Genomic DNA, 26050 nt, shown 5'->3' with positions numbered 1-26050 from the left:
CCGGGCACCCTGCCGCCCGTGCACCGGTCAGCTCGCCGGGGCCAGCTCCGCGCTCTCCGTGATCCGGTTCCGGTGCTCGCCGTTCGCCACCACCACGAGGAAGCAGCCCGAGCCGGGCCGCAGCGCCGCCGGCACGTCCAGCAGCGCGGCGCCGCGTACCAGCACCGCCGCCAGGTCGCGGTCGGCGAGCCGGATGCCGAGGCAGTGCCGGCGTACGTGCCGGCCGCCGGCGAGCAGCGCCGCCCGCCAGGCCGCCGCGGCCAGCCGGGGCCGCCACAGTCGCCGCGCCGCCGAGGCGCCGGGGAACGGCCCGCCGAGCAGCTCCCGGCGGCCCTGCCGCCAGCCCGTGGTCAGCAGATTCGCGTACGCCGCCCGGTGCTCCTGCGGCACCGAGAGCCGGTGCAGTTCGTAGCGGCGGCGCAGGCCACCGGTGGTCAGATCGTGCTCCACCGGCACGTCGAGGCGGCCCAGGAGCTGCCGCATCCGGTGTGCCGCGTCCTCGCTGTTGAACTCGGCGATCCCCACCCGGTGCGGTCCGGAGTCGAGCCGGCGTACGCCGGCGGCCGGCGGCGGCGTGCAGCGCATCATGCAGGCGATCTCGAAGGCGTCGGTCAGGGGCAGCCACGCCAGCGGCGGTGGCGACGTGCGCGGGCGGTCGAGCAGCGTGGTGAGCATCGGCGCGGCTCCTCGGTCAGATTCGGGGTGCCTCTACCGTGGCCCCCGAGCGCCGGGCCGGGAACCGCTGCGCCCGAGCCTTGAGCAAAATTTGCGGGAAGCCCGCGCCTCAGAGTTCGGTGACCACGAGGTCGACCTGCCGGGGCCGGCCGGCCGCCCGGGGCGCCTCCTCGACCGTGTACTTCAGCTCCCGCAACGCGCCCACCAGCGCGTCGGCGGTGCGCGGCCGGGCGCCGGTGAGCAGCAGATCCCGCACCAGCCGGCCCTTCGTGGCCTTGTTGAAGTGGCTCACCACCGACCGGGTGGGCGTGCCGTCCACGGTGCGTTCGTGCAGCACCCGCACCGTCACCGTGCGTTCGGCGAGCGCGCCGCGCGGCGTCCAGGTGGCCGCGTACGCGCCGGAGCGCAGGTCCAGCACCGGGCCACGCCCGGCGGCGGACTCCAGCACCGGGCCGAGCGCCACCCGCCAGTAAGCCGACAGCGCCCCCGGCCCGGGCAGCCGCGCCCCGATCGGGCAGCGGTACGGCGGGATCCGGTCGGCGAGGCGTACCGCGCCCCACAGGCCGGAGCTGATCAGCACCTGGCGGCGGGCCGCCCGCTGCGCGTCCGGGGGCAGCGTGTCCAGGCCCAGCGCCTCGTAGAGCACCCCGGTGTAGAGCCGTCCGGCCGGTGCGGTGGCCGCCTCCCGCAGCCGGGCGTTGCGCCGCAGCTCGCCGCGCTGTCCCTCGGTCAGGCCCAGCGCGTTCCGGGCCGCCGTCTCGTCCGGCCCGGCGCACAGGTCGACGAGCGCGGCCAGCACGGCCTCCCGGGCCGGGTTCAGCTCGGTCAGGGACAGCCGGGACAGGTCCAGCCTGCGGCCGGTGCCGGCCTCGGCCTTCCCCTCCGACGGGGGTAGCAGGATGAGCATCGGCACAGCGTACGGGCCGGGTTCAGCGCCACGGCCGCACGGCACGGTCGGGGTGGTACACGCGACTGCCGCCCACCTCGGCCACCATCGCCGCGTCGGCGCGGTCGCCCAGCAGCCGCCGCAGCGTGCGCTCGGCCGGGGAGCCGACGGCCAGCACGTACCCGGGCCGCGCAGCGCGCGCCACCCGCTGCCAGTACGCCGGATAGCGGTTCTGCCCCGGCGTGAGCGCGCCGTCGAGCACCCCGCAGGCGACCGTCTCCCCGGTGTTGAAGATCAACCGGTTGCAGATCCAGTAGTCCGCGTACACCTCGCGCAGCCCGGCGGCCCGCACCGTGTCGGCCAGGCGGCGGGCCGTGCGCTCCTCGTCCCGCACCGCCGGCACGCCGGCCAGGAACGCCACGGTGCCGGCGATCGTGGCGGCGGTCAGCCCGGCCAGCACCGCCGCCGCGGTGGCGCCGCCGAGCCGGGCGGACCGTCCGGCGGCGCCCCGCAGCGCGTGCGCGGCGGCCAGCCAGAGCGGCCACAGCACGGCCGGCAGCGAAATCTGGAGCACCGACAGGTAGCGGGCGTTGCCGAGCGGGTCGGTCGCGGCGAGCGGGCTGCGCACGTATGCCAGAAGCGTCAGCGCCGCGCCCACCACCAGGGCGAGGATCGCCACGGCCCGGACCCGCGCGGCGTGGTCGGCGGCCCGGCGGTACGCGCGCAGCCCGAGCCCGGCGGCGGCCACCAGCAGCACCGGATAGAGCACGCCGAACCACTGCGCCCAGCGTGCGCAGCCGTCCATCGGGCACAGGCCCGACGCCAGCGGCACGCCCTCCAGCAGCCCGCCGCGCAGCCGCTCGGCCAGCGACGGCGCGACCCCCTCCTTGGTGCTGATCTCGCGGAACACCGACAGCGAGTCCTGCCCGGGCGGCGCGACGAGGTTGTCCTTGATCACCGGCACGATCCCGGCCAGGAAGCCCGCCACCAGCAGCACACCCGGCCAGCCGATCAGATCCCGGGGCACCGCCACTGCGAGCACCACGGCGGCCACCAGCAGGTACGGCGCGATCAGCCAGTCCGACCACAGCGACAGCCCGGCGAGCAGCCCGAACGCGCCGGTGGCCAGCCAGTGGTGCCGGACCCGCCGGTCGCCGAGGGCCACCGCGATCAACAGCATCGCCAGCACCGCCGGTTTGACCTCGGGACGGCCGCCGACCACGGTGAGCTGGTCGCGGACCACCCGCTCCGAGCCGAGCGCCAGCAGGCCCACCACGACGACGGCGAGCCACGGGGAGAACAGGCGGCGGGTCAGCCGGTAGGCCAGCCACAGGAAGGCCGCGAAGAGCGCGAGCAGCGGCAGCCGCAGCAGCGGCCAGCTCGGCCCGGCCCAGCCGACCAGCGGCGCGGCCAGGTACGACTCCAGCACGCCCATGTAGCGCTGGCCGTAGAGGAAGACCGGCCGCTCACCGCGCTCGGCGATGTGCAGCGCGGCCAGGCCGAACGTGGCCTCGTCGCTGTTCGACGCGGGCACCGTGAACAGCGTCAGCACCAGCCGGTAGCCGACACCCGCGACGCCGAGCAGCAGCGCCACCAGCGCCGGCGCGTCCGGACGCGGCCGTACCGGGTCCTGCTTCGTCGTCGACACGACCAACGCCCCCGTCGTCGTCCCGACCGCAGTCTGTCACGGCGGCGGCCGGGCCCGGGGCGGATCGGCGTGGATCACTCGCGTGGCCGGGCCGGGCGGGTTGTGGCACTGTTGCCGTGTGCCGCCCACACCACCGGACCAGCTCGCCGTCCCGCAACTGCACCGCGCCGCGCGCTTCGAGGACGCCGTGCACGGCCTGGTGGAGCGCCGGTTGCGGCGCACCGGGTGGCAGCCCAACATCGTCGCGTACGCGGGCTACGGCGCCCCGGGCTGGGCGCGCGTGCTCTGCCGGGTGCTGCTCGGGCGTCCGGACACCCGGCGGCGGGGCCGGCTGGACAAGGTGCGGGGCTGGCGCAGCTTCGCCACCCTGCCCGCCAAGCACGTCCGGGTGACCATCGAGGCCAACGGCGTGCGCCAGGAGGTGACCGCCGACCGCAGCGGCTTCGTCGACGCCGTGATCGAGGCCGACTTCACCCCCGGCTGGGGCTGCGTACGCCTCAGCGTCGCCGACGCCGAACCGGTGGAGGCGCTGGTCCGCGTCCTCGACCCGGCCGTGCGCTTCGGCATCCTCTCCGACATCGACGACACGGTCATGGTGACCGCGCTGCCCCGGCCGCTGCTCGCCGCGTGGAACACGTTCGTGCTGGACGAGCACGCCCGCAACGCCGTGCCCGGCATGGCCGTGCTGTACGAGCGGCTGGCCACCGCCCACCCGGGCGCGCCGGTCTTCTACCTGTCCACCGGCGCCTGGAACGTCGCGCCCACGCTCACCCGGTTCCTGTCCCGGCACCTCTACCCGGCCGGGCCGCTGCTGCTCACCGACTGGGGTCCGACGGCGGACCGGTGGTTCCGCAGCGGCCGGGAACACAAGCGGGCCACGCTGGCCCGGCTGTCCCGGGAGTTCCCCGAGGTGCGGTGGCTGCTGATCGGCGACGACGGGCAGCACGACCCGGAGATCTACCGGGAGTTCGCCGCCGCGCACCCGGACAACGTGGCGGGGGTGGCGATCCGGCAGCTGTCGCCGACCCAGTCGGTGCTGGCCGGCAGCCTGCCCGCGCCCGGAGAGCGTTCCTCGTCGTCCGGCCCGGTGGGCCAGAAGTGGCTGAGCGCCCCCGACGGCGCCGGCCTATGGAAGCTCCTCCGCGAAGCCGACCTGGTCTGACCCCCCACGCGGTCGATCATGAGGTCGACGGCCTTGTGGAGATCCACAAGTGTCGTCAAGCTCATGATCGACGGGGCGTCAGCCAGAGCACGCCGAGTGGGGGGACCCGCAGGGAGACCGACGCCGGGAGGCCGTGCCAAGGGGTGTTCTCCGCGTGCACCTCGCCCAGGTTGCCCACGCCGGAACCGCCGTAGTGGTGGGCGTCGGTGTTCAGCGCCTCGGCCCACGTCCCGGCGGCCGGCAGGCCGATCCGGTAGTCCTCCAGCGGTGTGGCGGAGAAGTTGGCCACGCACACGAGCGTCCGGCCGTCCGGGGCGATCCGGATGAACGAGACCGCGTTGTTGGCGACGTCGTCCCCGGCGATCCAGCGGAAACCCGCCGGGTCGGTGTCCTGCGCCCACAGCGCCGGGGTGTCCCGGTAGACCCGGTTCAGGTCGGCGACCAGGCGCTGCACGCCCGCGCGCGCCGGGTCGTGGGTGAGGTACCAGTCGAGGCCGCGCTCCTCGCTCCACTCCCGGTCGTCGGCCAGCTCGCAGCCCATGAAGAGCAACTGCTTGCCCGGGTGCGCCCACATGTACGCCAGCAGGGCACGCGTGGTGGCCAGCCGCTGCCACGTGTCGCCGGGCATCTTGCCCGCGAGGGAGCCCTTGCCGTGCACCACCTCGTCGTGGCTGATCGGCAGCAGGTAGTTCTCGCTCCACGCGTACGCCAGCGAGAACGTCAGCTGATGGTGGTGGTGCTGCCGGTAGATCGGGTCCTTCGAGGTGTAGAGCAGGGTGTCGTGCATCCAGCCCATGTTCCACTTGAACCCGAATCCGAGCCCGCCCTCGGAGGTCGGCTTGGTGACGCCGGGCCAGGCGGTGGACTCCTCGGCGATCATCAGCACGCCCGGGTGGTGCCGGTAGACGGTCGCGTTGACCTCCTGGAGGAACGCGATCGCCTCCAGGTTCTCCCGGCCGCCGTGCACGTTCGGGGCCCACTGCCCATCGGACCGGGAGTAGTCCAGGTAGAGCATCGAGGCCACCGCGTCCACGCGTAGCCCGTCGATGTGGAACTCGTCGAGCCAGTACAGCGCGTTGGCGACGAGGAAGTTGCGCACCTCGTTGCGGCCGAAGTCGAAGACGTACGTGCCCCAGTCGGGGTGCTCGCCGCGACGCGGGTCGGGGTGCTCGTACAGCGGGGTGCCGTCGAAGCGCGCGAGGGCCCACTCGTCCTTGGGGAAGTGCGCCGGCACCCAGTCCAGGATCACCCCGATCCCGGCGGCGTGCAGCCGGTCGACCAGGTGGCGGAAGTCGTCCGGGTCGCCGAACCGGGCGGTCGGCGCGTAGTAGCCGGTGACCTGATAGCCCCACGAGCCGCCGAACGGGTGCTCCATCACCGGCAGGAACTCCACGTGGGTGAAGCCCATCTCCAGCACGTACGCGGTGAGCTGCTCGGCCAGCTCCCGGTAGCCGAGGCCGGGTCGCCAGGAGCCCAGGTGCACCTCGTACACGCTCATCGGCTCCTGGTGCGGCGCCTGCCGCGACCGGCGCGCGAGCCAGTCCGCGTCGCCCCACTCGTACCGTGACTCGTGCACCACCGACGCGGTGGCCGGCGGCACCTCGGTGCGCGCGGCCATCGGGTCGGCCTTGTCCCGCCACCGGCCGTCGGCGCCGAGGACGCGGAACTTGTAGCGGCTGCCCACCGGCAGGCCCGGTACGAAGATCTCCCACACGCCGCTGGAGCCGAGCGACCGCATCGGCCATCCGTCGTCCGGCGCCCAGCCGGTGACGTCGCCGACGAGTCGCACGGCGCGCGCGTTGGGCGCCCAGACGGTGAACGCGACGCCCTCGTCGAAGACCCGGGCGCCGAGCGCCGACCAGAGCCGCTCGTGCCGGCCCTCGCCGATCAGGTGCAGGTCCAGGTCTCCGAGGGTGGGCGGATAACGGTACGGGTCGTCGTACGTCGTGCCGTCCACCTCGACCCGGTAGTCGAGCACCTCGCCGGGGAGCACCGCCTCGAAGACACCGGCGTCGTGCAACCGCTTCATCGGGTGCCGGTCGCCGTCGGCGAGCACCGTCACCTCGCCCGCGCCCCGGCGCAGCGTCCGGATCGTGGTGCTCCCGTCGGCGAGGTGCGCGCCGAGCACGGCGTGCGGGTCGTGTACCTCGCCGGCGATCAACTGGTCCATCGGGTGTCGTCCTTGTCGGCCGGTGCGGTCGGGGCGGTGCCGCCGGAGAGGTCGGCGGGTACGTCTTCGACCGTGAGGTCGGGCGCGGCCGTCTCCGGTGCGACCGACTGCGCCGGATCGGGCGCGGCCGGGCGGCGCACGGTGAGCACGTGCGCGGGTTGCAGGTACGGGTCGAGGCGTACGGCGTTGCGCTGCCCCCAGTCGTACTCGGCGCCGGTCAGCTCGTCGCGCACGGTGAACCGTTCGTGCCAGTCCATGCCGAGCTCCGGCATGTCGAGCGTGGTGTTGCCCCACTGCACCGCGCGGGAGTCGAACGAGCAGACCACGATCACCGTGTTGCCGGTCTGGAGGTCGTGCTTCGACCAGCACAACAGCGCCGGGTTGTCGATGTCGTGGAACCGCAGGTTGCGCAGCTGGTGCAGGGCGGGGTTGTCCCGGCGTACCCGGTTCAGCGTGGTGATGAACGGCGCCAGCGAGCGGCCCTGCGCCAGCGCGGCGTCCCAGTCCCGGGGGCGCAGCTCGTACTTCTCGTTGTCCAGGTACTCCTCGGCGCCCGGCCGCGCGACGTGCTCGAACAGCTCGAACCCGGCGTACATGCCCCACGAGGGGGACAGCAGCGCGGCCAGCACCGCCCGGATCTTGAACATCGGCGGACCGCCGTGCTGCAACGAGGAGTGCAGGATGTCCGGGGTGTTCGGCCAGAAGTTCGGCCGCATGTAGTCGGCCGCCTCGATCAGCTCCTCGCAGTACTCCCGCATCTCGGCCGCCGTCGTGCGCCAGGTGAAGTAGGTGTACGACTGGGTGAAGCCGATCCTGCCGAGCCCGTGCATGATCGCCGGCCGGGTGAACGCCTCGGCCAGGAACAGCACGTCCGGGTCGACGGCTTTGACCTCGGCGATCAGCCACTGCCAGAAGTCGAACGGCTTGGTGTGCGGGTTGTCCACCCGGAAGATCCGGATGCCCTCGCCCACCCAGTGCAGCACCACCCGCAGCACCTCGGCCCGGATGCCGTCGGGGTCGTTGTCGAAGTTGACCGGGTAGATGTCCTGGTACTTCTTCGGCGGGTTCTCCGCGTACGCGATGCTGCCGTCGGCCCGGGTGGTGAACCACTCCGGGTGCTCGGTGACCCACGGGTGGTCCGGCGCGCACTGCAACGCCAGGTCCATCGCCACCTCCAGCCCCTGCTCGGCGGCGGCGACGACGAAGTCGCGGAAGTCCTCCGGCGTACCCAGGTCGGGGTGGATGGCGTCGTGGCCGCCCTCGGCCGCGCCGATCGCCCACGGGGAGCCGACGTCGTCCGGCCCGGCGGTGAGCGCGTTGTTGCGGCCCTTGCGGTTGACCCGGCCGATCGGGTGGATCGGCGGCAGGTAGAGCACGTCGAAGCCCATCGCCGCGACACCCGGCAACCGCTCCGTGGCGGTGGCGAACGTGCCGGAACGGGCCGGCGCGTCCACGGTCGCCGGGATCGCGCCCTCGGAGCGGGGAAAGAACTCGTACCAGGCGGAGAAGAGCGCCCGGGGCCGGTCCACCCACAGCGTGCGCTCGTCGCCGGTGGTGACCAGTTCGCGCACCGGGTACGCCCAGAGCAGGTCGGCCAGATCCAGCGCCCCGCTCACCCGCCGCGGCAGGTCCAGGCCGTCGTCGGCGAGGGCCCGCGCGGCCTCGCGTACGCGATCACGGTCGGCCCTCGGCACCAGGTCGAGCGCGGCGGTGAGCACGCGCGCGCCCTCGGCCAGGTCGTTCGCCAGCTCGGCCGCGCCCTGGCCGGCGGCGAGCTTCTTGGTGACCGCGTTCTGCCAGGTGAGGTACGGGTCCTGAAACGCCTCCACGGCGAAGCGCCACAGACCCACCGCGTCCGGGCGGATGGTGGCGTGCCAGCGGTCCTGGCCGGGCTCGCCGGAGCGCATCCGGGTGAACGGGCGGGCGGCGCCGTCCGGGCCGAGCCAGACCACGTTGCACCCGAGCGCGTCGTGGCCCTCGCGGTAGGCCCGCGCCGACACCGGCACGACCTCGCCGACCACTGCCTTGGCCGGGTAGCGACCGCAGGAGACGACGGGGGAGACGTCTTCGATCGGGAACCGTCCAGTCACCCGCTCAACCTACTGCGCGAGATCCTCTCGCGCTCGGTTGCGCCTGCTTCCACGGCGACGCGCCGGACGCGCCCGTGCCCGGGTGGGCGGGCCTGCCGGGTCAGTGCCGGGCCCGCCACGCCCGGGCACGCCGCATGTAGCGCAGCACCCCGGCCGGCCCGGTGGAGACGGGCCAGTCGTCGGTGCGGAAGTAGGCGTCCGAGCCACCGTCCAGGAAGATCACCGAACCGCAGAGGAAGTCGGCGGCCGGCGACAGCATGAACGCGACCCACTCGCCGACGTCCGCCGGCCTGCCGCGCCCGCCGATCGGCACCGGAAGCCCTTCGACCGCCCCCTTCTCGCCCCGGGCGATCTGCTCCTCCAGCAGCGGGGTGGCGATGATGCCGGGGGCCAGGACGTTCACCCGGATGCCGGCGCCGGCCCACTCCGGCGAGATCGCGGCGCGGCGTGCCCACCGCGTCACCGCCAGCTTCGAGCTCGCGTACGCGAACGGCGCCGAGCGCTTGCCGAAGCGCCCCACCACGCGCAGCGCCCTGCCGGCGTCGCGGTCGAGCAGCGCCCGCACCGCGCGCTCCGGCACCATCGGGGTGAGCGTGACGGAGTTCGAGCCGAACACCACGACCTTGCTGTTGCCGGCGGTGGCCAGCGCCGGTCGCCACGCCTCGAGCAGCTCCACCACGCCGAAGAAGTTGACCTGCTGCACGAGCGGGTCCCGGCCGGGGATGCCGCCGAGCCCGGCGGCGCAGACCGCCCCGTCGAGCCGCCCTCCGGCGCGCTCCAGCACCTCGGTCGCCGCCGCCGCGCGCCCGGTCGGCGTGGAGAGGTCGGCGACGACCTCCACGTCCCGCAGGTCCACGCCGACGACGGTGTGCCCGTCGCGCCGCAGCCGCTCGGCGGACGCCCGGCCCATGCCCGAGGCCGCGCCGGTCACCGCGTACGTACCCATGTCGGTTCCTCTCCGCTTCGCCGACGGCCGGTCCGGGCCGGCCTCGTGCGTCTTGCCGGATGCTGGCACGCCCGGCGGCGCCGGGTGCGACGATCGCGACAAAAATCGGCGGCAATAACCGGCGGCCGGCCGACGACGGCGACGCCCCGTACCACCCGCGGGTGCTGGCTCCGCGTCCAGCTCGTCCGCTGCGCGACGAACACGAACTCCCGATCGGGGCGATCAGGCGCCTCCCGCACGTCGAGCACCCGGTATCCGGCGGCGGTCAGGCTCGACTCGACCTCGTCGCGCTCGCGGAACCGCAGCGTCGAGTCCGACGTGACCACTGCCCCGTCGGCCAGGAACCGGTAGGTGAAGCGGAAGGAGACGAACGGCAGGTCGATCGCGGTGACCCGAAAACGCCGTTCCACCCGTCCGACGCCCGGGACGGGTCGGACGACCGGGCCGGTATCCGTCGCCCACTCCTCCCAGGCGCGATGGTCGGGACGCCGGGTCTCGAAGACGAGATGCCCCTCCGGTCGGAGCGCGGCGTGGATGCTCTGGAGCGTCCGTCCCCAGTCGGCATCGGTCAGGAAGACCTGCGCCACGTTCCCGGTCATCGTGGCCAGGTCGGCGTCGAGCGCAGGCAGCGCCGCGGCTTCGCCGTGGATCCAGCGGACCGTGCCGGCCTCGTCCTTGGCCCGCGCGACGTCGAGGGACGCCTCGGCCGGGTCGACGCCGACGACCGCGTGCCCGTGCCGGGCCAGCAGGACCGCCAGCGACCCGGTCCCGCAGCCCACGTCGAGCACCGTGTGCGCGCCCAGCTCACTGGCGAGCGCGAGGTAGGCGGCCAGGTCGTCCCGGTCGGAGTCGAAGGCGTCGTAGACCGGCGCGAGGCGCGGATGGGCGAAGATCGCATCCGGCATCCGGCGACCCTAACCGCACCCGTTAAGAAGGGGCCCTTCCTCTACCGGAGGCGTTAAGAAGGGGCCCCTCCTTGCACCCCCACCGAGCGGTACACCTCGATCGTCTGGCGGGCGATCGCGTCCCAGGAGAAGTGCTCCACCGCGCGCCGCCGCCCGGCCGCCCCGAACGCCGCGATCCGCTCCGGGTCGGCCAGCAGCTCGTTGATCCGCGCGGCCAGGTCGGCCACGAAACGCTCCGGGTCCAGCGGCGTGCCGGAGCCGTCGCCGGCCTGCTCGATCGGCACCAGCAGCCCGGTCTCGCCGTCGGCCACCACCTCGGGGATGCCGCCGGTGGCGGTCGCCACCACCGCCGTCTCGCAGGCCATCGCCTCCAGGTTGACGATGCCCATCGGCTCGTACACGGACGGGCAGGCGAAGACCGTGGCGTGGGTGAGCACCTGGATCACCTCGTGCTTGGGCAGCATCGCCGCCACCCAGACCACTCCGGAGCGCTTCTCCCGCAGCTCCGCCACGAGGCCCTCCACCTCGGCGGCGATCTCCGGGGTGTCCGGCGCGCCGGCGAGCAGCACCAGCTGGACGTCGGCGGGCAGGTCCCGGGCGGCGCGCAGCAGGTAGGGCAGGCCCTTCTGCCGGGTGATCCGCCCGACGTAGACCACGCTGGGCCTCCCCGGGTCGATGCCGAGCCGGTCGAGCACGTCGGTGCCCGGGTCCGGGGCGTACTGCGCGGTGTCGATGCCGTTGTAGACCACGCGTACCCGGTCCGGGTGCACCGCCGGGTACGCGGTCAGCACGTCGCGACGCATCCCCTCGCTGACCGCGATGATCGCGTCGGCCGCCTCGAACGCGGTCCGCTCGCACCAGGAGGAGAGCGCGTACCCGCCGCCGAGCTGCTCGGCCTTCCACGGCCGCAGCGGCTCCAGGCTGTGCGCGGTCACCACGTGCGGCACCCCGTGCAGCAGCTTCGCGGTGTGCCCGGCCAGGTTGGCGTACCAGGTGTGGCTGTGCGCCACGTCGGTGCCGGTCGTGCCGGCGGCCATCTCCAGGTCGACGCCCATCACCCGCAGCGCGGCGTTCGCGCCGGCCAGCGCGGCCGGTTCGGCGTACGCGGTGACGCCCGGCTCGTCGCGGGGCGCGCCGAAGCAGTGCACCCGCACGTCGGCGAGCCGGCGCAGCTCGCGGGCGAGGTATTCGACGTGCACCCCGGCGCCGCCGTACACCTCCGGCGGGTACTCGCGGGTGAGCAGGTCGACGCGCATCGGTGCCATGCCCGCACCCTAGTGCAGAGCGCCACATCGTACGCGGTCGCAAGTGTGGGCGTCCGAGTGGTGAAGTCGGTTCCAGGTGGATAGCGTCTGAGCATGGCTGCCAAGGTGCTCGCGATCGTCCTGGCCGGCGGGGAGGGCAAGCGCCTGATGCCCCTGACCACCGACCGGGCGAAGCCTGCCGTCCCCTTCGGCGGGATGTACCGGATGGTCGACTTCGTCCTGTCGAATCTGGCGAACGCCGGCTTCCTCAAGATCGTCGTGCTGACCCAGTACAAGTCCCACTCCCTGGACCGGCACATCACCAAGACCTGGCGGATGTCGACGCTGCTGGGCAACTACGTCACACCGGTGCCCGCGCAGCAGCGCCGCGGCCCGTGGTGGTTCGCCGGCTCGGCCGACGCGATCTACCAGAGCTTCAACCTGATCAACGACGAGCAGCCGGACTACGTGATCGTCTTCGGCGCCGACCACATCTACCGGATGGATCCCCGGCAGATGGTCGAGGATCACATCGCCTCCGGCGCCGGGGTGACGGTGGCCGGCATCCGGCAGCCGCTGTCGACTGCCGACCAGTTCGGCGTGATCGAGGTCGGCCAGGACGGCAAGCGCATCCGCGCGTTCCGGGAGAAGCCCACCGACGCGGTCGGGCTGCCGGACGCGCCGGACGAGATCTACGCCTCGATGGGCAACTACGTGTTCACCACCCGCGCGCTGTGCGAGGCGGTCGAGCGCGACGCGGCGGACAAGACCAGCAAGCACGACATGGGCGGCAGCATCATCCCGATGCTCGTCGAGCGCGGCGAGGCCAACGTCTACGACTTCAAGGACAACGAGGTGCCGGGCAGCACCGACCGCGACCGCGGCTACTGGCGGGACGTGGGGACGCTCGACTCGTTCTACGACGCGCACATGGACCTGATCAACGTGCACCCCGTGTTCAACCTCTACAACTTCGAGTGGCCGATCTACACCGAGCAGCCGCCGTACCCGCCCGCCAAGTTCGTGCACGCCTGGGGCGAGCGGGTGGGCCGCGCGGTCAGCTCGATGGTCTCGCCCGGCTCGGTGATCTCCGGCTCGCTGGTGGAGAACTCGATCGTGTCGCCGAAGGTGAAGGTCCACTCCTGGGCGCACGTCGACGGCGCGGTGCTGATGGAGGGTGTCCAGATCGGCCGCCACGCTGTCGTCCGGCGCGCGATCCTGGACAAGAACGTCCACGTCCCGGAGGGTGCCGAGATCGGCGTCGACCTGGAGAAGGACCGCCAGCGCTACACCGTGTCCGACAACGGCGTCGTCGTCATCGGCAAGGGCCAGCGCGTCGAACCCTGAGCAGTCCCACGGCTTTCCCGAGGAGGATCCCGCAGTGGCCCACCCCCGTGCCGGCCAGCCCGCGCAGCCCGACGATCTGGTCGACGTGCCCCGGCTGGTCACCGCCTACTACGCCGAGCACCCGGACCCGGACGACCCGGCGCAGCAGGTCTCCTTCGGCACCTCCGGGCACCGCGGGTCCAGCCTGCGCAACGCCTTCAACTCCGACCACATCCTCGCTGTCACGCAGGCGCTCTGCGACTACCGGCGCGAGCAGGGCCTTTCCGGGCCGCTGTTCCTCGGCCGGGACACCCACGCACTCTCCGCGCCCGCCGAGGCCGACGCGCTGGAGGTGCTCGCCGCGAACGACGTCACTGTGCTGCGCGACAGCCGCGACGGCTACACCCCGACGCCCGCCGTCTCGCACGCCATCCTCACCCACAACCGGGGGCGGACCAGCGGCCTCGCCGACGGCATCGTGATCACCCCGTCGCACAACCCGCCGTCCGACGGCGGGTTCAAGTACAACCCCACCCATGGCGGGCCCGCCGACACCGACGCCACGAAGTGGATCCAGGACCGCGCGAACGCCATCCTCGCCGCCGGGCTCAAGGAGGTGAGACGCATCCCGTACGCCCGGGCGCGTGCCGCCGGCACCACCGGGGGGTACGACTTCCTCGCCCGGTACGTCGACGACCTGCCCGCCGCGCTGGACATCGACGCGATCCGCGACGCCGGGGTGCGCATCGGCGCGGACCCGATGGGCGGGGCGAGCGTGGCGTACTGGGGGGAGATCGCCGACCGGCACCGCCTCGACCTGACCGTGATCAACCCGCTCGTGGACCCGACGTGGCGGTTCATGACGCTCGACGGCGACGGCAAGATCCGGATGGACTGCTCGTCGCCGAACGCGATGGCCTCGCTGATCGCGGCCCGGGACGACTACGCCGTCTCCACCGGGAACGACGCCGACGCCGACCGCCACGGCATCGTCACCCCCGACGGTGGCCTGATGAACCCCAACCACTACCTGGCCGTGGCGATCGGCCACCTGTTCCGTACCCGGGAGCGGTGGAGTCCGGCCGCGGCGGTGGGCAAGACGCTCGTCTCCTCCTCGATGATCGACCGGGTGGCGGCCGACCTCGGCCGCCCGCTGCTGGAGGTGCCGGTCGGCTTCAAGTGGTTCGTGCCCGGCCTGCTCGACGGCGCCGTCGGCTTCGGCGGCGAGGAGAGCGCCGGCGCGTCGTTCCTGCGCCGCGACGGCGGCACCTGGACCACCGACAAGGACGGCATCCTGCTCTGCCTGCTCGCCGCCGAGATCATCGCCACCACCGGCCGTACGCCCAGCGAGCACTGGGCCGACCTGGCCGGCCGCTTCGGCGCGCCCGCGTACGCCCGGATCGACGCCCCGGCAGACCGGACGCAGAAGGCCGTGCTCGCGAAGCTCTCGCCGGAGCAGGTGACCGCCACGGAGCTGGCCGGCGAGCCGATCACCGCGATCCTCACCACCGCGCCCGGCAACGGCGCCGCGATCGGCGGCCTGAAGGTGACCACCGAGTCGGGCTGGTTCGCCGCCCGCCCGTCCGGCACCGAGGACGTCTACAAGATCTACGCCGAGTCGTTCCAGGGCCCGGAGCACCTGGCCCGGATCCAGGAGGAGGCCAAGGCCCTCGTCGACGGCGTGCTCGCCACCGCCTGACCGGGTCATCGGGGCGGGGCAGCTCCCGGCGGTTGAGGTGCTCCCGCAACCCGTCCGGCAACAGTCCCGGAGCTGGTCGGGCAGCAGTCCGAACAGGTATCCCGCCACCGGCACAGCTCACCACAGCGTCCAGGACCTCGGAGTAACTCCGTCGAGGATCTCTCGTTGAGGCGACAGCGGCGGCAAGTGCCGATTGTCGGTACGGATGGGAGACGGATGACTCGCGTGATGACGGTGGTCGGCACCCGGCCGGAGATCATCCGGCTGGCTCGGGTGCTCGACCGGCTGGACCGGACCGTCGAGCACGTGCTCGTGCACACCGGCCAGAACTGGGATCCCGCACTTTCCGAGATTTTCTTCACCGAGCTGCGCCTACGCCAGCCGGACCTCTACCTGAATGTGGACACCTCTTCGCTCGGACGGGTCCTCGCCGGGGTGCTGACCGGTGTCGAGCAGGCCATCGCGGACGTCCGTCCGGACGCGCTGCTGGTGTTGGGCGACACGAACAGCTGTATCGCCGCACTGATGGCCCGGCGGATGCGGATTCCCGTCTATCACATGGAGGCGGGCAACCGGTGCTTCGACCTGAACGTGCCGGAGGAGACGAACCGGCGGCTGGTGGACCACGTCGCGGACTTCAACCTCGTCTACACCGAACACGCCCGCCGGAACCTGCTGGCCGAGGGGTTGCATCCCCGTCGGATCCTGCACACCGGCTCACCGATGCGGGAGGTGCTGGAGCACTATCTGCCCGACATCGACCGGTCCACGATCCTCGATCGCCTGCTCATGTCACCCGGCGGATATTTCCTCGTCAGCGCGCATCGGCAGGAGAATGTCGACCGGCCGGACCGGCTCAACCGGTTGCTCGACTGCCTTCGGGCGGTCCAGGAGGAGTGGGGGCTGCCCGTGCTGGTGTCGACCCATCCGCGAACCCGTAAGCGGCTGGAGGCTCTCGCCCTCGATCCGACCGTTCTGGAGGGCATCGCCTTCCACGAGCCGTTCGGCCTCATCGACTATGTCTGCCTGCAACGGCAGGCGCGCTGCACGCTCTCCGACAGCGGCACGGTAAGCGAGGAGGCCGCCATCCTCGGCTTCCCGGCGGTGACGTTGCGCGACTCCATCGAGAGACCCGAGGCGCTCGACGCCGGGGGCATCGTGATGACCGGGCTCGACCCGGCGGGCGTGGTGGAGGCGGTCCGGGTGGTGGTCGACCAGGTGACGGCGGAGGGGGTGCCCTGCCCGGCCGACTACCGGGTCGCCGACACCTCACGGCGGGTGGTGGACTTCATCCTTTCGACGGTCCGCCGTCATCACGACTGGGCGGGCATCCGCCGCTGACGTCTCGGGCGGCCGCCGCGGTAGCCCGCTCAGTTCTCCGAGCCGGCGGCGCTCACCTGCCGGACCTGGGCCATCCCGGTCGTGGCGGTCCGGGCCGGCTGCTGCGCCGTGGCCGATGCCGGGCGCGTCTGTGCCCGGCGGCGGCGTGAGAGCGCCACAACCGCGATCACCGCCGCCGTGGACACCTCCGCCACGGTGGTCGCGCCGGCCGTCCCCGCCGGACCGAGGTGGGGTAGCTGTACCAGAAGCGTGGTGCCCAGCAGCGCGGCCGGCAACAGCGTCAGGCGTGTCGCGCCGGGGTAGTCGCCGTCGCCGAGGCGGTTGAGGATGACGGCACGGGTGACCGTCATGAAGGGCAGGGCCACCAGCAGGAGCTGCAACCAGCCGGTTGCGGCCTCGGGCAACCGTAGTAGTTCGGTGCAGATCGGGCCAGCGAGCACGAGACCGCAGGCGGCCGTGACCGCTGCCGCGGCGACGACCATGACTTCGCTCTCCCAGCTGGTAGATCCGCCCACCGCAAGTCCGTGTCGCCGACGCACCCGCACCGCCATCGGAACCTGAAGCCCGCCGTAGAGCACCACCGCCATCGCCTGGTATACGGCGTAGACCGCGCCGTAGGTGCCGACGGTGTGCGGTGACGCTGCCATCGACAGCAGGACGCCGCCGCCGCGGCCGGTGAAGGCGTCGCCGAGGCTCAACACCATCAGGTTGCGGTTCAGTCGAAAGGCGGTGAGGGCCGCGCGGACCGAGATTCCTCTCCAGATCGGCGTTCGCCCGCTGGCGCCCCGGCAGGCCAGCACCTCGGCGGCGACGAGCTGGGTGAGCACGCCGACGGCGAGGGCCACGGTGAGCGGGACGTTCGTGAGCAGCAGCGCCAGCGCCAGGCCGCGACCGGTGACGGTCACCACCGCACCGGCGACAAACCTGAACTGACGGGTCAGGTCGGCGGTCAGCAGTTCGAACAGGTTGTTTCCGATGGCCATCACCGCGGCGGCGGCCAGCGCGACGACGTCGTAGCCCCGCTGGCCGTACACGGCGGTGAGACAGCCGGCGGCCATCAACATCACGGGTAACGCGATCACGATCCGCTGGCAGCGCACCGCCAGGCGCTCGTGGTCGTCGCCGGCGGCGTACAGCAGCGACGTCCCACCGGCCAACAGCACGGCCACGCCGGCCAGGGCCGACCCCATGACGGTGTAGGCGGCGATCTCGCCGGTCTGCCCGGAGCGGGCGCTGAGGGCCAGCATCGTGGCGTTGAGAAGGGCGCCCGCGAGCGCCGACGACGCCGTGATGATGGTGTAGCGCCGAGTTCGCGACAGCTTGCCGACGCCGCGCAGCCCGGTGGCGCTCAGCTCGCCGGGATCGGCTGGAGGCACTGGAGATGTCTGTCGTGCGGGTCCGGTCACCGGCGGCCCTCCACCTCGGGGCGTGCGATCCCGCGGTCAGGGACGCAGGCTCCTGAGTTGTACCAGATCAGCCACCTACAGGTGGGTCGATGCGAATTTGTGTGGTTCTCCCGGCGCGATCTGAGGGAAATGCTGCCGAGTTGAGTGCAGTAATTGCTAATTGTCCGGCAAGCCGGAACTTCGTACCGACCTTGGTCGTTGGAGGAAAAGTGCCGGGTGCTGCTCGGCCCAACTGCACCGTCGGAGGCGAGATTGCGAACCATTCGGCATTGGACCCCCGGCTACGTCCTGCACCGCTCCCGCGAGTGGGCCTACCGCCATAGTCATCCGGGTACCCCGTGGCTGACACCGCGGGCGACGGAGCTGCTCGACCAGATGCTGCTGCCCACGGACCGAGGGCTCGAGTTCGGGTCCGGATGGAGCACCCGGTGGTTCGCCCAGCGGATCCACCATCTGGTGAGCGTCGAACACGACCAGACCTGGCACCACGCGGTTTCCCGGCAGCTCAAGGACGACGCGGTCGACAACGTGGACCACCTCTTCGTGCCGCGCGACGTCCCGGAGACGCGCGGCGGTGACAGCGAGTACGTCGGGACCGCCGCGCGATTCGCCGACCAGAGCCTCCATTTCGTCCTCGTCGACGGTATCTACCGCGACCACTGTGCCCGCCAGGCGCTGCCGAAGATCGCGACGGGGGGCATGCTGGTGATCGACAACGTGAACTGGTACCTCCCGTCCGACTCGCGGTCCCCGCACTCGCGATCGCCCGCCGACGGGGCCGCGAGCGACGTGTGGCAAGAGGTCGCCGAAACCGTGGCCGGCTGGCGCACCATCTGGACTTCCTGCGGTGTGACGGACACCGCGATCTTCGTGCGGCCCTGAACGCCGTTCGCCCGTCGTCGGCGGTCCGCACACCCCACATCACCATGCGCGCTGCCCGTTCCCGGGTGGCGGTAGCTTCGGAGGTTGTCGTCCATGAGGGAACCGAGGTGAACGGGCCGGGTGCCGGCACAACGGTGCCGACCCGGCGCTCGTCGGCGAGACACGGGCGCGGGGCCGCCGTCCTGGCCGGCGTGGGCTGGCTGTGCCTCGGCAGCCTTCCGCTCCTGCTCGACACGACGGCCGGACGCGGTCGGTGGGGATTCGACGGCACCGTCCTCTTCGGTGTGCTGTCTGTGCTGTTCGGGCTCTGGGTCTTCTGGCGGGACGGAGGTGCCCGGGTCACCACGGTCGGCGCCTACAACCTCGGGTTCGCGCTCTTCGTCGGCTTCGCCGCCCTGTACCAGGCGCTCGAATCCGGGATCGAGGCTCCGGAGTTCCCGCTGTTCCGTGCCGTCGCGCTCGGCTACTTCGTCCAGGTGTCGACGTGGCTCGTCTTCTGGACGGGCAAGAGCACCCGCGCAACCGCCGGAACGCTCGTGACGACCACACCGGAGGTGGCTCGCTGGGCTGTGCGCTGCGGCGCACTGCTGTTGGCGCTGGCGGTACTGCTGCAACTGTCGTTGCCGGAGCGGTTCCAGCATCTCCTGATCAGCTCTGCGGGGTTCGTCGGGGTCATCATGCTGGGTGTCGGTCTGCTGCCGACGACCCGCAGGAGACCGTCTCTGATGTACGGGCTGGTGCCGGTCGCCGGACTCGTCATCTACTACCTGATTCTCTTCGACAGCTTCGGCCGTCTGGTGCTGGGCGCGCTCGCGCTCGCCCTGGCGGTCATCGTCGCCAATCGGGGCAATGGCCGACCGGTGAAGGCGGTGATGCTGGCCGTGGCTCCGCCGACTCTCGCCTTCCTCGCCAAGATCCGTGCGTCCCCGACGCCGCCTCCCCCCGGTACCCCCAGGACGGAGTGGGACAGCGATGGGCTCTTCTCGGTGGTGGGCCCGTTCCACGACTTCGCTCAACTGTTGAGCCTGAGTGACCTCGGCCTACTGCCCAAGGCGTGGGGGGAGAGCTTCTACGCGGCGGCCGTGATCCTCGTACCCCGTTCCATCTGGGAGGACAAACCGCGCGGCCTGGGCGCGGTGCTCGTGCCCTACCTCTCTCCCCAGTTGGCCGGCACGGAACACTCCGACGCAGCGCTCTTCTTCGGCGAATGGCTCTACAACTTCGGCCTGGCCGGCCTGGTGTTGATGATTCCGATTACCGGGCTGGCGTTGCGAGCGGCGGACCGCGTGGTCCGGGCGGCCAGTAAGCCCTTGATCGGGACGAGGCGCGGGGTGTTGGCGTACGTCGCCGCGATCGTACTGCTCGTCGGGGCACTCGACCTGATCTGGGTCGGCACCGCGACGTTCGCCTCGCGCGCCGGGTGCCGACTGCTGATACTCGCCGCGCTGTTCGCCGTTCATGCCCTGTTCTCCCGTGCGCCCACCGCCGTGCCGCCGCAGAGCCCGCCGTCGCCGTCCCGACCCGTGCCGCACTCGCGGCTGGGTACGACCTCGACGGCGTCCCCGGCCGGCGGCGGCGTTCCCGAGTCCGTTCGCCAGCGTTGTAGATGAGAGAGCGGCCATGATCGTATTTGTCCTCGAGTCCCGCACACCCCATCACAACCCGGTTCTCGACCGGCTCGCCGCCCACCTGTCCCGCCCAGTCCAGGTTTTCTACGTCTCGGCCGACGACTCCGCACGCGGCTGGGGCACGGTGGAGCCGTCTCACTCGCACCGCATCCTTCGAGGGCGCAAGCCCTGGTGGCTGTTCCTCCGGACCCTGACGGCACCGGATCTCGACGCCGTGTGCCTCTTCGGTTACCGGGGCTCGGCCCGGATCGCCGCGGCACTGGTAGCCCGCTTACGTCGGGTGCCGCTGGTACTGCGCAGCGACAGCAACGTGTCAGCGGAACTGCGCCGGTCGCGGAGCCGGCGGGCGGCCAAGAGGTGGTATCTGCGGATGCTGCTCGGCGAGCCGGAGATCTGGTCCGTGGGCACCGCCAACGAGGCGTACTGGCGACTGCTCGGGTTCCGGCGGTTCCGGCGCATCCCCTTCGCGTTGCCGGAGCTGCCCCGCGGGGAAACCGGAGCGCCGGCGATGCGGGCGTCACTCGGCGACCAGGACCGTTTCGTCTTCGTCTTCGTAGGCCGGCTGGAGCCGATCAAGGGGGCGGATCTGCTCCTCGCCGCGTACGACATCGTGCGCGACAAGGTGCGCGACGGTGCCACGGCCCTGGTGGTCGTGGGCGGCGGCAGTCTGGCCCCGGACGTGGCGCATTACTGCGCGACCAGAGCCGACTGCCACTACCTGGGCCCGATCGATCACGATCGCCTCGGCGCGGCCTTCGCCGCCGCCGACGTGGCTGTTGTGCCGTCCCGGACAGAAGCCTGGGGCCTGGTCGTCAATGAATCCCTGGGGTTCGGAACGCCAGTGATCGCCACCGTCGAGGTCGCCGCCGCCGACGACCTCGTCACCCCGGAGAACGGGCGCCGGTGCCCGGCCGACGTCGTCGGACTGGCCGACGCGATGCTCGCCGAGTACCACCGTGGGCCACGGCGCGTGCCCCGGCTGGTCGCTGCGGACGTCGCCGCCGCGATGGCCGAGCGGCTCGACCGGCTCACCGGCTGACGGTGGGCGGCGTCCCGTGGGCACGCCGCCCGGCCGTCGCACACGGCGGTCAGGGGTCGATCAGCACTCGCCGCCCGGAGGTGGACAGGCCGAGCCGGTGGGCCCGGCGGTGTGCATCCTGGACGGCGAGGAAGTAGGCGTGGCGCTGCGGCACGAGTCGTTCGGCGGCGTACCGGCGGGCGCGCGTCAGGTTCTCCGCGGAGGCTTCGGTCATCAGTCCCGGAGTGCTCGACAACCGTCGGATCGCCGCGGCCAGGCCGACAGCGTCGTCCGGTGCGACCAGGTGCTGTTCCGGCAGCAGTTCGGGGATGCCGCCGACGGCCGACGCCACGGCCGGCAGCCCTCGGGCCATCGCCTCGACGAGCGCCTTGGGCAGCCCTTCCGTACGCGACGGCATGACGAAGAGATCGGCCGCGTCCAGTTGCTGCCGTACCGCGTCGCCGGACGGCAACGGTCCGGTGAAGGTCACCTGCTCGGCGACGCCGAGCAGGTCGGCCAACTGCGTGAGTCGGTGCCGGAACCGGCCGTCGCCGACGTGTACCAGCCGGGGGGCGAGGCCGTCTGCGCGCAGCCGCGCCACAGCGGCGAGTAACGTGTCGATCCCCTTGTACATCTGGTCGAGCGAACCGACCGAGATGAGCGTGACGTGGGGGAGCCCCGGCGTCCGCGCGCGAGCCTGGTCGGCGTAGGCGTGTCGCGGCAGATCCACGTCGGAGCAGACAGCGGTCACCGTCTGCGGGCCGGCCGGGTATCTCTCCTGCAGGTACCGCTCGGTCACGTAGGAGACGGCGACCGCCGAGCGGCACAGATGCCGTAGCCGGCTGGTATATCGCTGCCGCAGCAGTGGCCGCAGCGGGTGCTCCACCACGCCGGGAGCGAACACCGCGTGGGGGTCTCCCATCACGTCGAGGGCGTAGGGCAGCCGCCCCCGGTCGCGTACAGCGGCGAGGATCGAGCCGATGAAGGACGGCACGCGCAGGATCACCGCGTCCTCCGCGGACGCCGCCGACGCCACGGCCCGCCGGATCGCGGGGAACCGCTGCAGGTACTGCCGAGGGCCCTGGTAGTAGGGGATGGGCCAGACCTCGACGTCCGGCCCGTCCACGCGGTTGGCCGCCCGCTCCAGATTCGCGACCGTCCGCACCCGGGCGACGACCCGGACCTGGTCGAACACCTGCAGGTAGTCGGTGAAGAAGCGGTAGGCGGGTCCGTCGTACGTCCAGACCGCGCCGTCGGGTGTGCGGACGTAGCGCGACTCCACCGTCACGGTGGCTCTCATCGGCTCTGCCTTTCCGGAGGGTGCCGGACTCGCCTGCCGAGACCGCAGAGCCCGTCGCCCGGCAGCCGAGGCGTGACCTGACCGTCCGTCTCTCGTTGAGGAAGTGTTATATAAGACAGAACGTGTCAAAGGTGTATTTCGGTACGGCAGAGCGTCTCCCTCCCTTCCCCGCGATCGCGACCGCCCGAACCGCACGAACCAAGAGGAGTGGACGTGTCCTTTCTGCCCTCCGGATGCCGCGTCGCCGTAACCGGCGGTACCGGATCATTCGGTAAGACCCTGGTACGCCGCCTGCTCGACCACGATGTGGACGAGATCCGGGTGTTCAGTCGGGACGAGGCCAAGCAGGACCTCATGCGCCGAGGGCTGGGCGACGACCGGGTGCGGTACTACGTGGGCGACGTCCGGGACTTCGACAGCGTTTTCCGGGCGACCCGCGATGTCGACTTCGTGTTCCACGCCGCCGCGCTCAAGCAGGTGCCGTCCTGCGAGTTCTTTCCCATGGAGGCGGTGCGGACCAACGTGCTCGGCAGCGAGAACGTGGTCATGGCGGCGGAGCGCAACGGGGTGAGATCGGTGGTGCTGCTGAGCACCGACAAGGCCGTCTACCCGGTCAACGCGATGGGCATCAGCAAAGCCTTGATGGAGAAGGTCGCCCAGGCGCACGCCCGGAATCGCCCGGACAGCACGACTGTCGTGTCCTGCGTCCGGTACGGCAACGTGATGTACTCACGCGGGTCGGTGATCCCGCTGTTCGTGGAGCAGATCAAGGCCGGGAAGGCGCCGACCGTGACCAGCCCGGCGATGACGCGCTTCCTCATGTCGCTGGCCGACTCGGTGGATCTCGTCGAGCACGCCTTCCAACACGCCCGTCCCGGTGACATCTTCATCCGCAAGGCGCCCGCGTGCACGATAGGCGACCTCGCCGAGGCGGTCTGTCAGCTCTTCGACGTACCGGCCAAGCTCGACGTGATCGGGGTCCGGCACGGCGAGAAGCAGCACGAGACGCTCGTCAGCCGCGAGGAGCTCGCCCGGGCGGACGACTTCGGTGACGTGTTCCGGGTGCCGGTCGACGCCCGCGACCTCAACTACGACCTCTACGTCTCCGAGGGGGACGTGCGTGGCCCGCTGACCGAGGACTTCACCTCCGCCAACGCGCCCCAGATGGAAGTGGCGCAGATCAAGGAACTCCTGCTGAGCATCCCGGAGATGCGGGCGGAACTGACGCTGCGGGACGCGGTGCTGACGTGCTGAGGCTCGCCCTCACCGGTGCCGGGGGTTTCCTGGGCTGGCACGTACGGGTCCTCGTCCGTGCGCTGGGCTGGCCCGATCCCGTCGTGGTCACCCGGGCGGACCTGGCCGATCCGGCGGCCGTGGCGGCGCGGGTCGACGGCACCGACCGGGTGCTGCACCTGGCCGGGGTCAACCGAGGTGACCCGGCCGAGGTCGCAGCGGGCAACGTGTGGCTCGCCTCGGCGCTCGCGCGCGGACTGGGACGGTGCGCCGCGCCGCCCGGCGTCGTCGTCTTCGCGAACTCGATCCAGGCCGGCAACGGCAGCGCCTACGGTGACTCGAAGGCGGTCGCCGCCGAGACCCTCGCCGCCGTGCGCCCCGATCTGGTCGACCTGCGCCTGCCCAACCTCTACGGGGAGCACGGGCTGCCCGGCTACAACTCGGTCGTGGCGACGTTCTGTCGCCTGCTCGCCGAGGGCGGCCGGCCCGAGGTGCACCAGGATCGGGAGTTGGTCCTGGTGCACGCCACCGACGCGGCGGCCCGCCTGGTCGGTGCCGCACAGGCAGGCCCGTGGGATGCCTCGATGCCGGAGCTGCGCATCGGTGTCCAGGCGCTCGCCGACCGGCTCTCGGAGCTGGCCGGCTGCTACCGCACAGGCGAGATCCCGGCACTGACCGACCGGCACGCGGTGCGCTTGTTCAACACGTACCGGTCGCACTGCCTTCCGTCGCACCAGCCGCTGCCGCTGCCCCGGCGGTCCGACGCGCGCGGCGAACTCGTCGAGGTCGTCAAGTCGCACGGCGGGCCGGGACAGACCTTCTGTTCCTCCACCCACCCCGGCGTCACCCGGGGAGAGCACTTCCATCTGGCGAAGCTGGAACGGTTCTGCGTGGTGCAGGGCAGTGCCGAGATACGTCTGCGACGAGTCCTCGACGACGAGGTCGTCCGGCTCCGGGTGGACGGCCGCGATCCGGTCGTGGTGGACATGCCCACGATGTGGGCCCACGACATCACCAACACCGGCTCGGGTGCCCTCATCACCCTGTTCTGGGCCAACGAGGTCTTCGACCCGGCCCAGCCGGACACCTGGCCCGAACCCGTGGATTCCCGAGCGCGAGCGGCGGTCGCGGCGGTCTGACCCGGCCGCCGGCATCCCCCGCCGAGCTCCTGAGACGAGGTGTCGAGATGCGGTTCGGCTTGCTGACCCAGTGGTTCGACCCGGAGCCGGGGCCGGCCGGCCTGCCCGGTGTGCTGGCCCGCGGCCTGGCCGCCCGGGGGCACGAGGTGCGGGTACTCACCGGCTTCCCGAACTATCCGACCGGACGGCTGGCGCCGGGCTACCGCATGTCTCGTCGGCAGGACGAGAACCTCGCCGGTGTGGAGGTTCGCCGGGTCGCCCTCTACCCCAGCCACGACGCGTCGGCCGTCCACCGGATGGCGAACTACGGCTCGTTCGCGATGTCCGCGCTCGTGTCCGGCGTGAGGGCGCTCCGCGGGCTCGACGCCATCTGGGTGGGGAATTCCCCGGTCACGGTGGCGCTGCCGATGTGGTTCGCCCGGCACGTGTACCGGGTGCCGGTGGTGCTTCACGTGCTCGACCTGTGGCCCGACACCCTGGCGGCCAGCGGCTTTCTCGGCAACGGCGCCGGTGGCCGGGCGGTCGAGCGCTGCCTGCACGGCTGGTGTGGGGCGATGTACCGGTCGGCCACGCGGGTGGCCTACATATCGCCGGGCGTTCGGGACCTTCTGCGGGGCCGGGGGGTGCCGGAGAGCAAACTCACGTACGTTCCGATGTGGGCGGACGAGCGGCCCTGGTCGCCGCAGGGTGACCTCCGTGCCGATCTGGGACTGCCCGACGACCGGGTGGTGCTGGTGTACGCCGGGGCGCTGGGGGAGGCGCAGGGACTCGACGCCCTGCTGGATGCCTGCGCCCTGGTGCACGATTCCCGGTTCGTGTGCCTGATCGCCGGGTCGGGGGTCTCGGAGGACCGGCTGCGGGAGCGCGCCCGGTCGGCGGGGCTGGACAACGTGCGGTTTCTGGGCCGGGTGCCCAGCGAGCGTATGCCGGCGGTGATGGCGGCCGGCGACATCCACTTCGTGAGCCTGCGGGACACGGCGATGTCCGCCTGCACGATGCCGAGCAAGATGCAGGCGATCCTTGCCGCCGGACGAGCCCTCCTTGTCGCCGCGCCCGGTGACGCGGCCGAGGTGGCGCGGGAGAGTGGCGGCGGCATCACCGCTCGGCCCGGAGACCCGGAGTCCATCGCGGCTGCACTGCGCGAGGCATGCCAGATGGGGCGGGAGAAGCTTCGACTGCTCGGTCAGGCAGGCCGCCGCCACTACGAGCGCCAGTTCGCTGCCGACCTGGGAATACGCCGCGTGGAGCAGGAACTGCGGACGGCTGCGGCCGTCCGCGGGGCCAGGCGGCACGGCGAAGAGGCCCGCGAGTTCTGACCGATTGCACACCGACGGAACTATGTCCTGATATGG

Annotated in this window: 20 protein-coding genes; 10 read left to right on the top strand and 10 right to left on the bottom strand. The window is 72.0% G+C overall.

Annotation, left to right across the window (positions count from 1 at the left end):
* Window positions 1-27: 27 nt before the first annotated feature.
* From ACFYON_RS20960 to ACFYON_RS20950, 3 genes are all read right to left on the bottom strand, one after another.
* On the bottom strand, window positions 28-675 hold the full coding sequence (locus tag ACFYON_RS20960) for a hypothetical protein (protein WP_355097117.1): 648 nt from the start codon (window positions 673-675) through the stop codon (window positions 28-30).
* 109 nt (window positions 676-784) lie between these two features.
* On the bottom strand, window positions 785-1582 hold the full coding sequence (gene yaaA / locus ACFYON_RS20955) for a peroxide stress protein YaaA (protein WP_354867332.1): 798 nt from the start codon (window positions 1580-1582) through the stop codon (window positions 785-787).
* 22 nt (window positions 1583-1604) lie between these two features.
* Window positions 1605-3209, bottom strand: coding sequence for a hypothetical protein (locus tag ACFYON_RS20950; RefSeq protein WP_357706935.1), 1605 nt, complete (start codon window positions 3207-3209; stop codon window positions 1605-1607).
* 118 nt (window positions 3210-3327) lie between these two features.
* Here ACFYON_RS20950 and ACFYON_RS20945 point away from each other — a divergent pair, with 118 nt between their 5' ends.
* Complete coding sequence (locus tag ACFYON_RS20945; protein WP_354867328.1) at window positions 3328-4371, top strand: phosphatase domain-containing protein; 1044 nt, start codon at window positions 3328-3330, stop codon at window positions 4369-4371.
* Between the two features lie 61 nt (window positions 4372-4432).
* Here the strand turns inward: ACFYON_RS20945 and glgB are convergent, their stop codons facing one another.
* From glgB to glgA, 5 genes are all read right to left on the bottom strand, one after another.
* Window positions 4433-6541 (bottom strand): 1,4-alpha-glucan branching protein GlgB, encoded by a 2109-nt coding sequence (gene glgB / locus ACFYON_RS20940; protein WP_355096076.1) that lies wholly within the window; start codon window positions 6539-6541, stop codon window positions 4433-4435.
* Entirely contained in the window at window positions 6529-8631 is a 2103-nt protein-coding gene (locus ACFYON_RS20935) for a maltotransferase domain-containing protein (RefSeq protein WP_355096078.1), read from the bottom strand. Before ACFYON_RS20935 ends, glgB begins: the two co-directional genes overlap by 13 nt.
* A gap of 100 nt (window positions 8632-8731) precedes the next feature.
* The gene (locus ACFYON_RS20930; protein ID WP_357706930.1) at window positions 8732-9577 is read right to left on the bottom strand and encodes an SDR family oxidoreductase; all 846 of its coding nucleotides are present in this window, start codon (window positions 9575-9577) and stop codon (window positions 8732-8734) included.
* Window positions 9559-10482 (bottom strand): class I SAM-dependent methyltransferase, encoded by a 924-nt coding sequence (locus ACFYON_RS20925; protein ID WP_355094507.1) that lies wholly within the window; start codon window positions 10480-10482, stop codon window positions 9559-9561. The genes ACFYON_RS20930 and ACFYON_RS20925 overlap by 19 nt, the downstream gene beginning before the upstream one ends.
* Before the next feature lie 53 nt (window positions 10483-10535).
* A complete protein-coding gene (gene glgA / locus ACFYON_RS20920) occupies window positions 10536-11747 on the bottom strand; it encodes a glycogen synthase (protein WP_355094508.1) in 1212 nt (403 codons plus the stop codon).
* A gap of 93 nt (window positions 11748-11840) precedes the next feature.
* Here glgA and glgC point away from each other — a divergent pair, with 93 nt between their 5' ends.
* The 3 genes from glgC to wecB all read left to right on the top strand — a co-directional run bounded on the left by glgC (window position 11841) and on the right by wecB (window position 16092).
* Window positions 11841-13073: a glucose-1-phosphate adenylyltransferase gene (gene glgC, locus ACFYON_RS20915; RefSeq protein ID WP_354867315.1), complete on the top strand. Its 1233-nt coding sequence runs from the start codon at window positions 11841-11843 to the stop codon at window positions 13071-13073.
* 34 nt (window positions 13074-13107) lie between these two features.
* On the top strand, window positions 13108-14751 hold the full coding sequence (gene pgm / locus ACFYON_RS20910; RefSeq protein ID WP_355094510.1) for a phosphoglucomutase (alpha-D-glucose-1,6-bisphosphate-dependent): 1644 nt from the start codon (window positions 13108-13110) through the stop codon (window positions 14749-14751).
* Between the two features lie 216 nt (window positions 14752-14967).
* On the top strand, window positions 14968-16092 hold the full coding sequence (gene wecB / locus ACFYON_RS20905) for a non-hydrolyzing UDP-N-acetylglucosamine 2-epimerase (protein WP_355094512.1): 1125 nt from the start codon (window positions 14968-14970) through the stop codon (window positions 16090-16092).
* A gap of 29 nt (window positions 16093-16121) precedes the next feature.
* Here the strand turns inward: wecB and ACFYON_RS20900 are convergent, their stop codons facing one another.
* A complete protein-coding gene (locus tag ACFYON_RS20900; RefSeq protein ID WP_355094514.1) occupies window positions 16122-17468 on the bottom strand; it encodes a hypothetical protein in 1347 nt (448 codons plus the stop codon).
* Between the two features lie 486 nt (window positions 17469-17954).
* On the opposite strand from ACFYON_RS20900, the gene ACFYON_RS20895 reads away from it, so the two are divergent.
* From ACFYON_RS20895 to ACFYON_RS20885, 3 genes are all read left to right on the top strand, one after another.
* Window positions 17955-18380, top strand: coding sequence for a hypothetical protein (locus ACFYON_RS20895; RefSeq protein ID WP_355094516.1), 426 nt, complete (start codon window positions 17955-17957; stop codon window positions 18378-18380).
* A 107-nt stretch (window positions 18381-18487) separates the two neighbouring features.
* Entirely contained in the window at window positions 18488-19990 is a 1503-nt protein-coding gene (locus tag ACFYON_RS20890; protein WP_387189129.1) for a hypothetical protein, read from the top strand.
* Window positions 19991-20000: 10 nt separating this feature from the next.
* A complete protein-coding gene (locus ACFYON_RS20885; RefSeq protein ID WP_355094520.1) occupies window positions 20001-21047 on the top strand; it encodes a glycosyltransferase in 1047 nt (348 codons plus the stop codon).
* A gap of 49 nt (window positions 21048-21096) precedes the next feature.
* On the opposite strand, the gene ACFYON_RS20880 is transcribed toward ACFYON_RS20885, so the two are convergent.
* Window positions 21097-22326: a glycosyltransferase gene (locus ACFYON_RS20880; RefSeq protein WP_355094522.1), complete on the bottom strand. Its 1230-nt coding sequence runs from the start codon at window positions 22324-22326 to the stop codon at window positions 21097-21099.
* 213 nt (window positions 22327-22539) lie between these two features.
* On the opposite strand from ACFYON_RS20880, the gene ACFYON_RS20875 reads away from it, so the two are divergent.
* Genes ACFYON_RS20875 through ACFYON_RS20865 form a run of 3 tightly spaced genes read left to right on the top strand, consistent with a single transcriptional unit; the run spans window position 22540 to window position 26014 of the window.
* Window positions 22540-23580, top strand: a complete 1041-nt coding sequence (locus tag ACFYON_RS20875) for a polysaccharide biosynthesis protein (RefSeq protein ID WP_354867297.1) — start codon at window positions 22540-22542, stop codon at window positions 23578-23580.
* Window positions 23574-24698 (top strand): capsular biosynthesis protein, encoded by a 1125-nt coding sequence (locus ACFYON_RS20870; protein ID WP_355094524.1) that lies wholly within the window; start codon window positions 23574-23576, stop codon window positions 24696-24698. The genes ACFYON_RS20875 and ACFYON_RS20870 overlap by 7 nt, the downstream gene beginning before the upstream one ends.
* Window positions 24699-24745: 47 nt before the next feature.
* Window positions 24746-26014: a glycosyltransferase family 4 protein gene (locus ACFYON_RS20865; protein WP_355094526.1), complete on the top strand. Its 1269-nt coding sequence runs from the start codon at window positions 24746-24748 to the stop codon at window positions 26012-26014.
* The last annotated feature ends 36 nt before the right edge of the window (window positions 26015-26050 follow it).

It is taken from the genome of Micromonospora sp. NPDC005686 (assembly GCF_042871665.1).
In the GTDB taxonomy this organism is placed as follows: domain Bacteria; phylum Actinomycetota; class Actinomycetes; order Mycobacteriales; family Micromonosporaceae; genus Micromonospora.
Note: the sequence above shows the minus strand (reverse complement) of the source record. Positions and strands in the feature narration are given on the sequence as shown.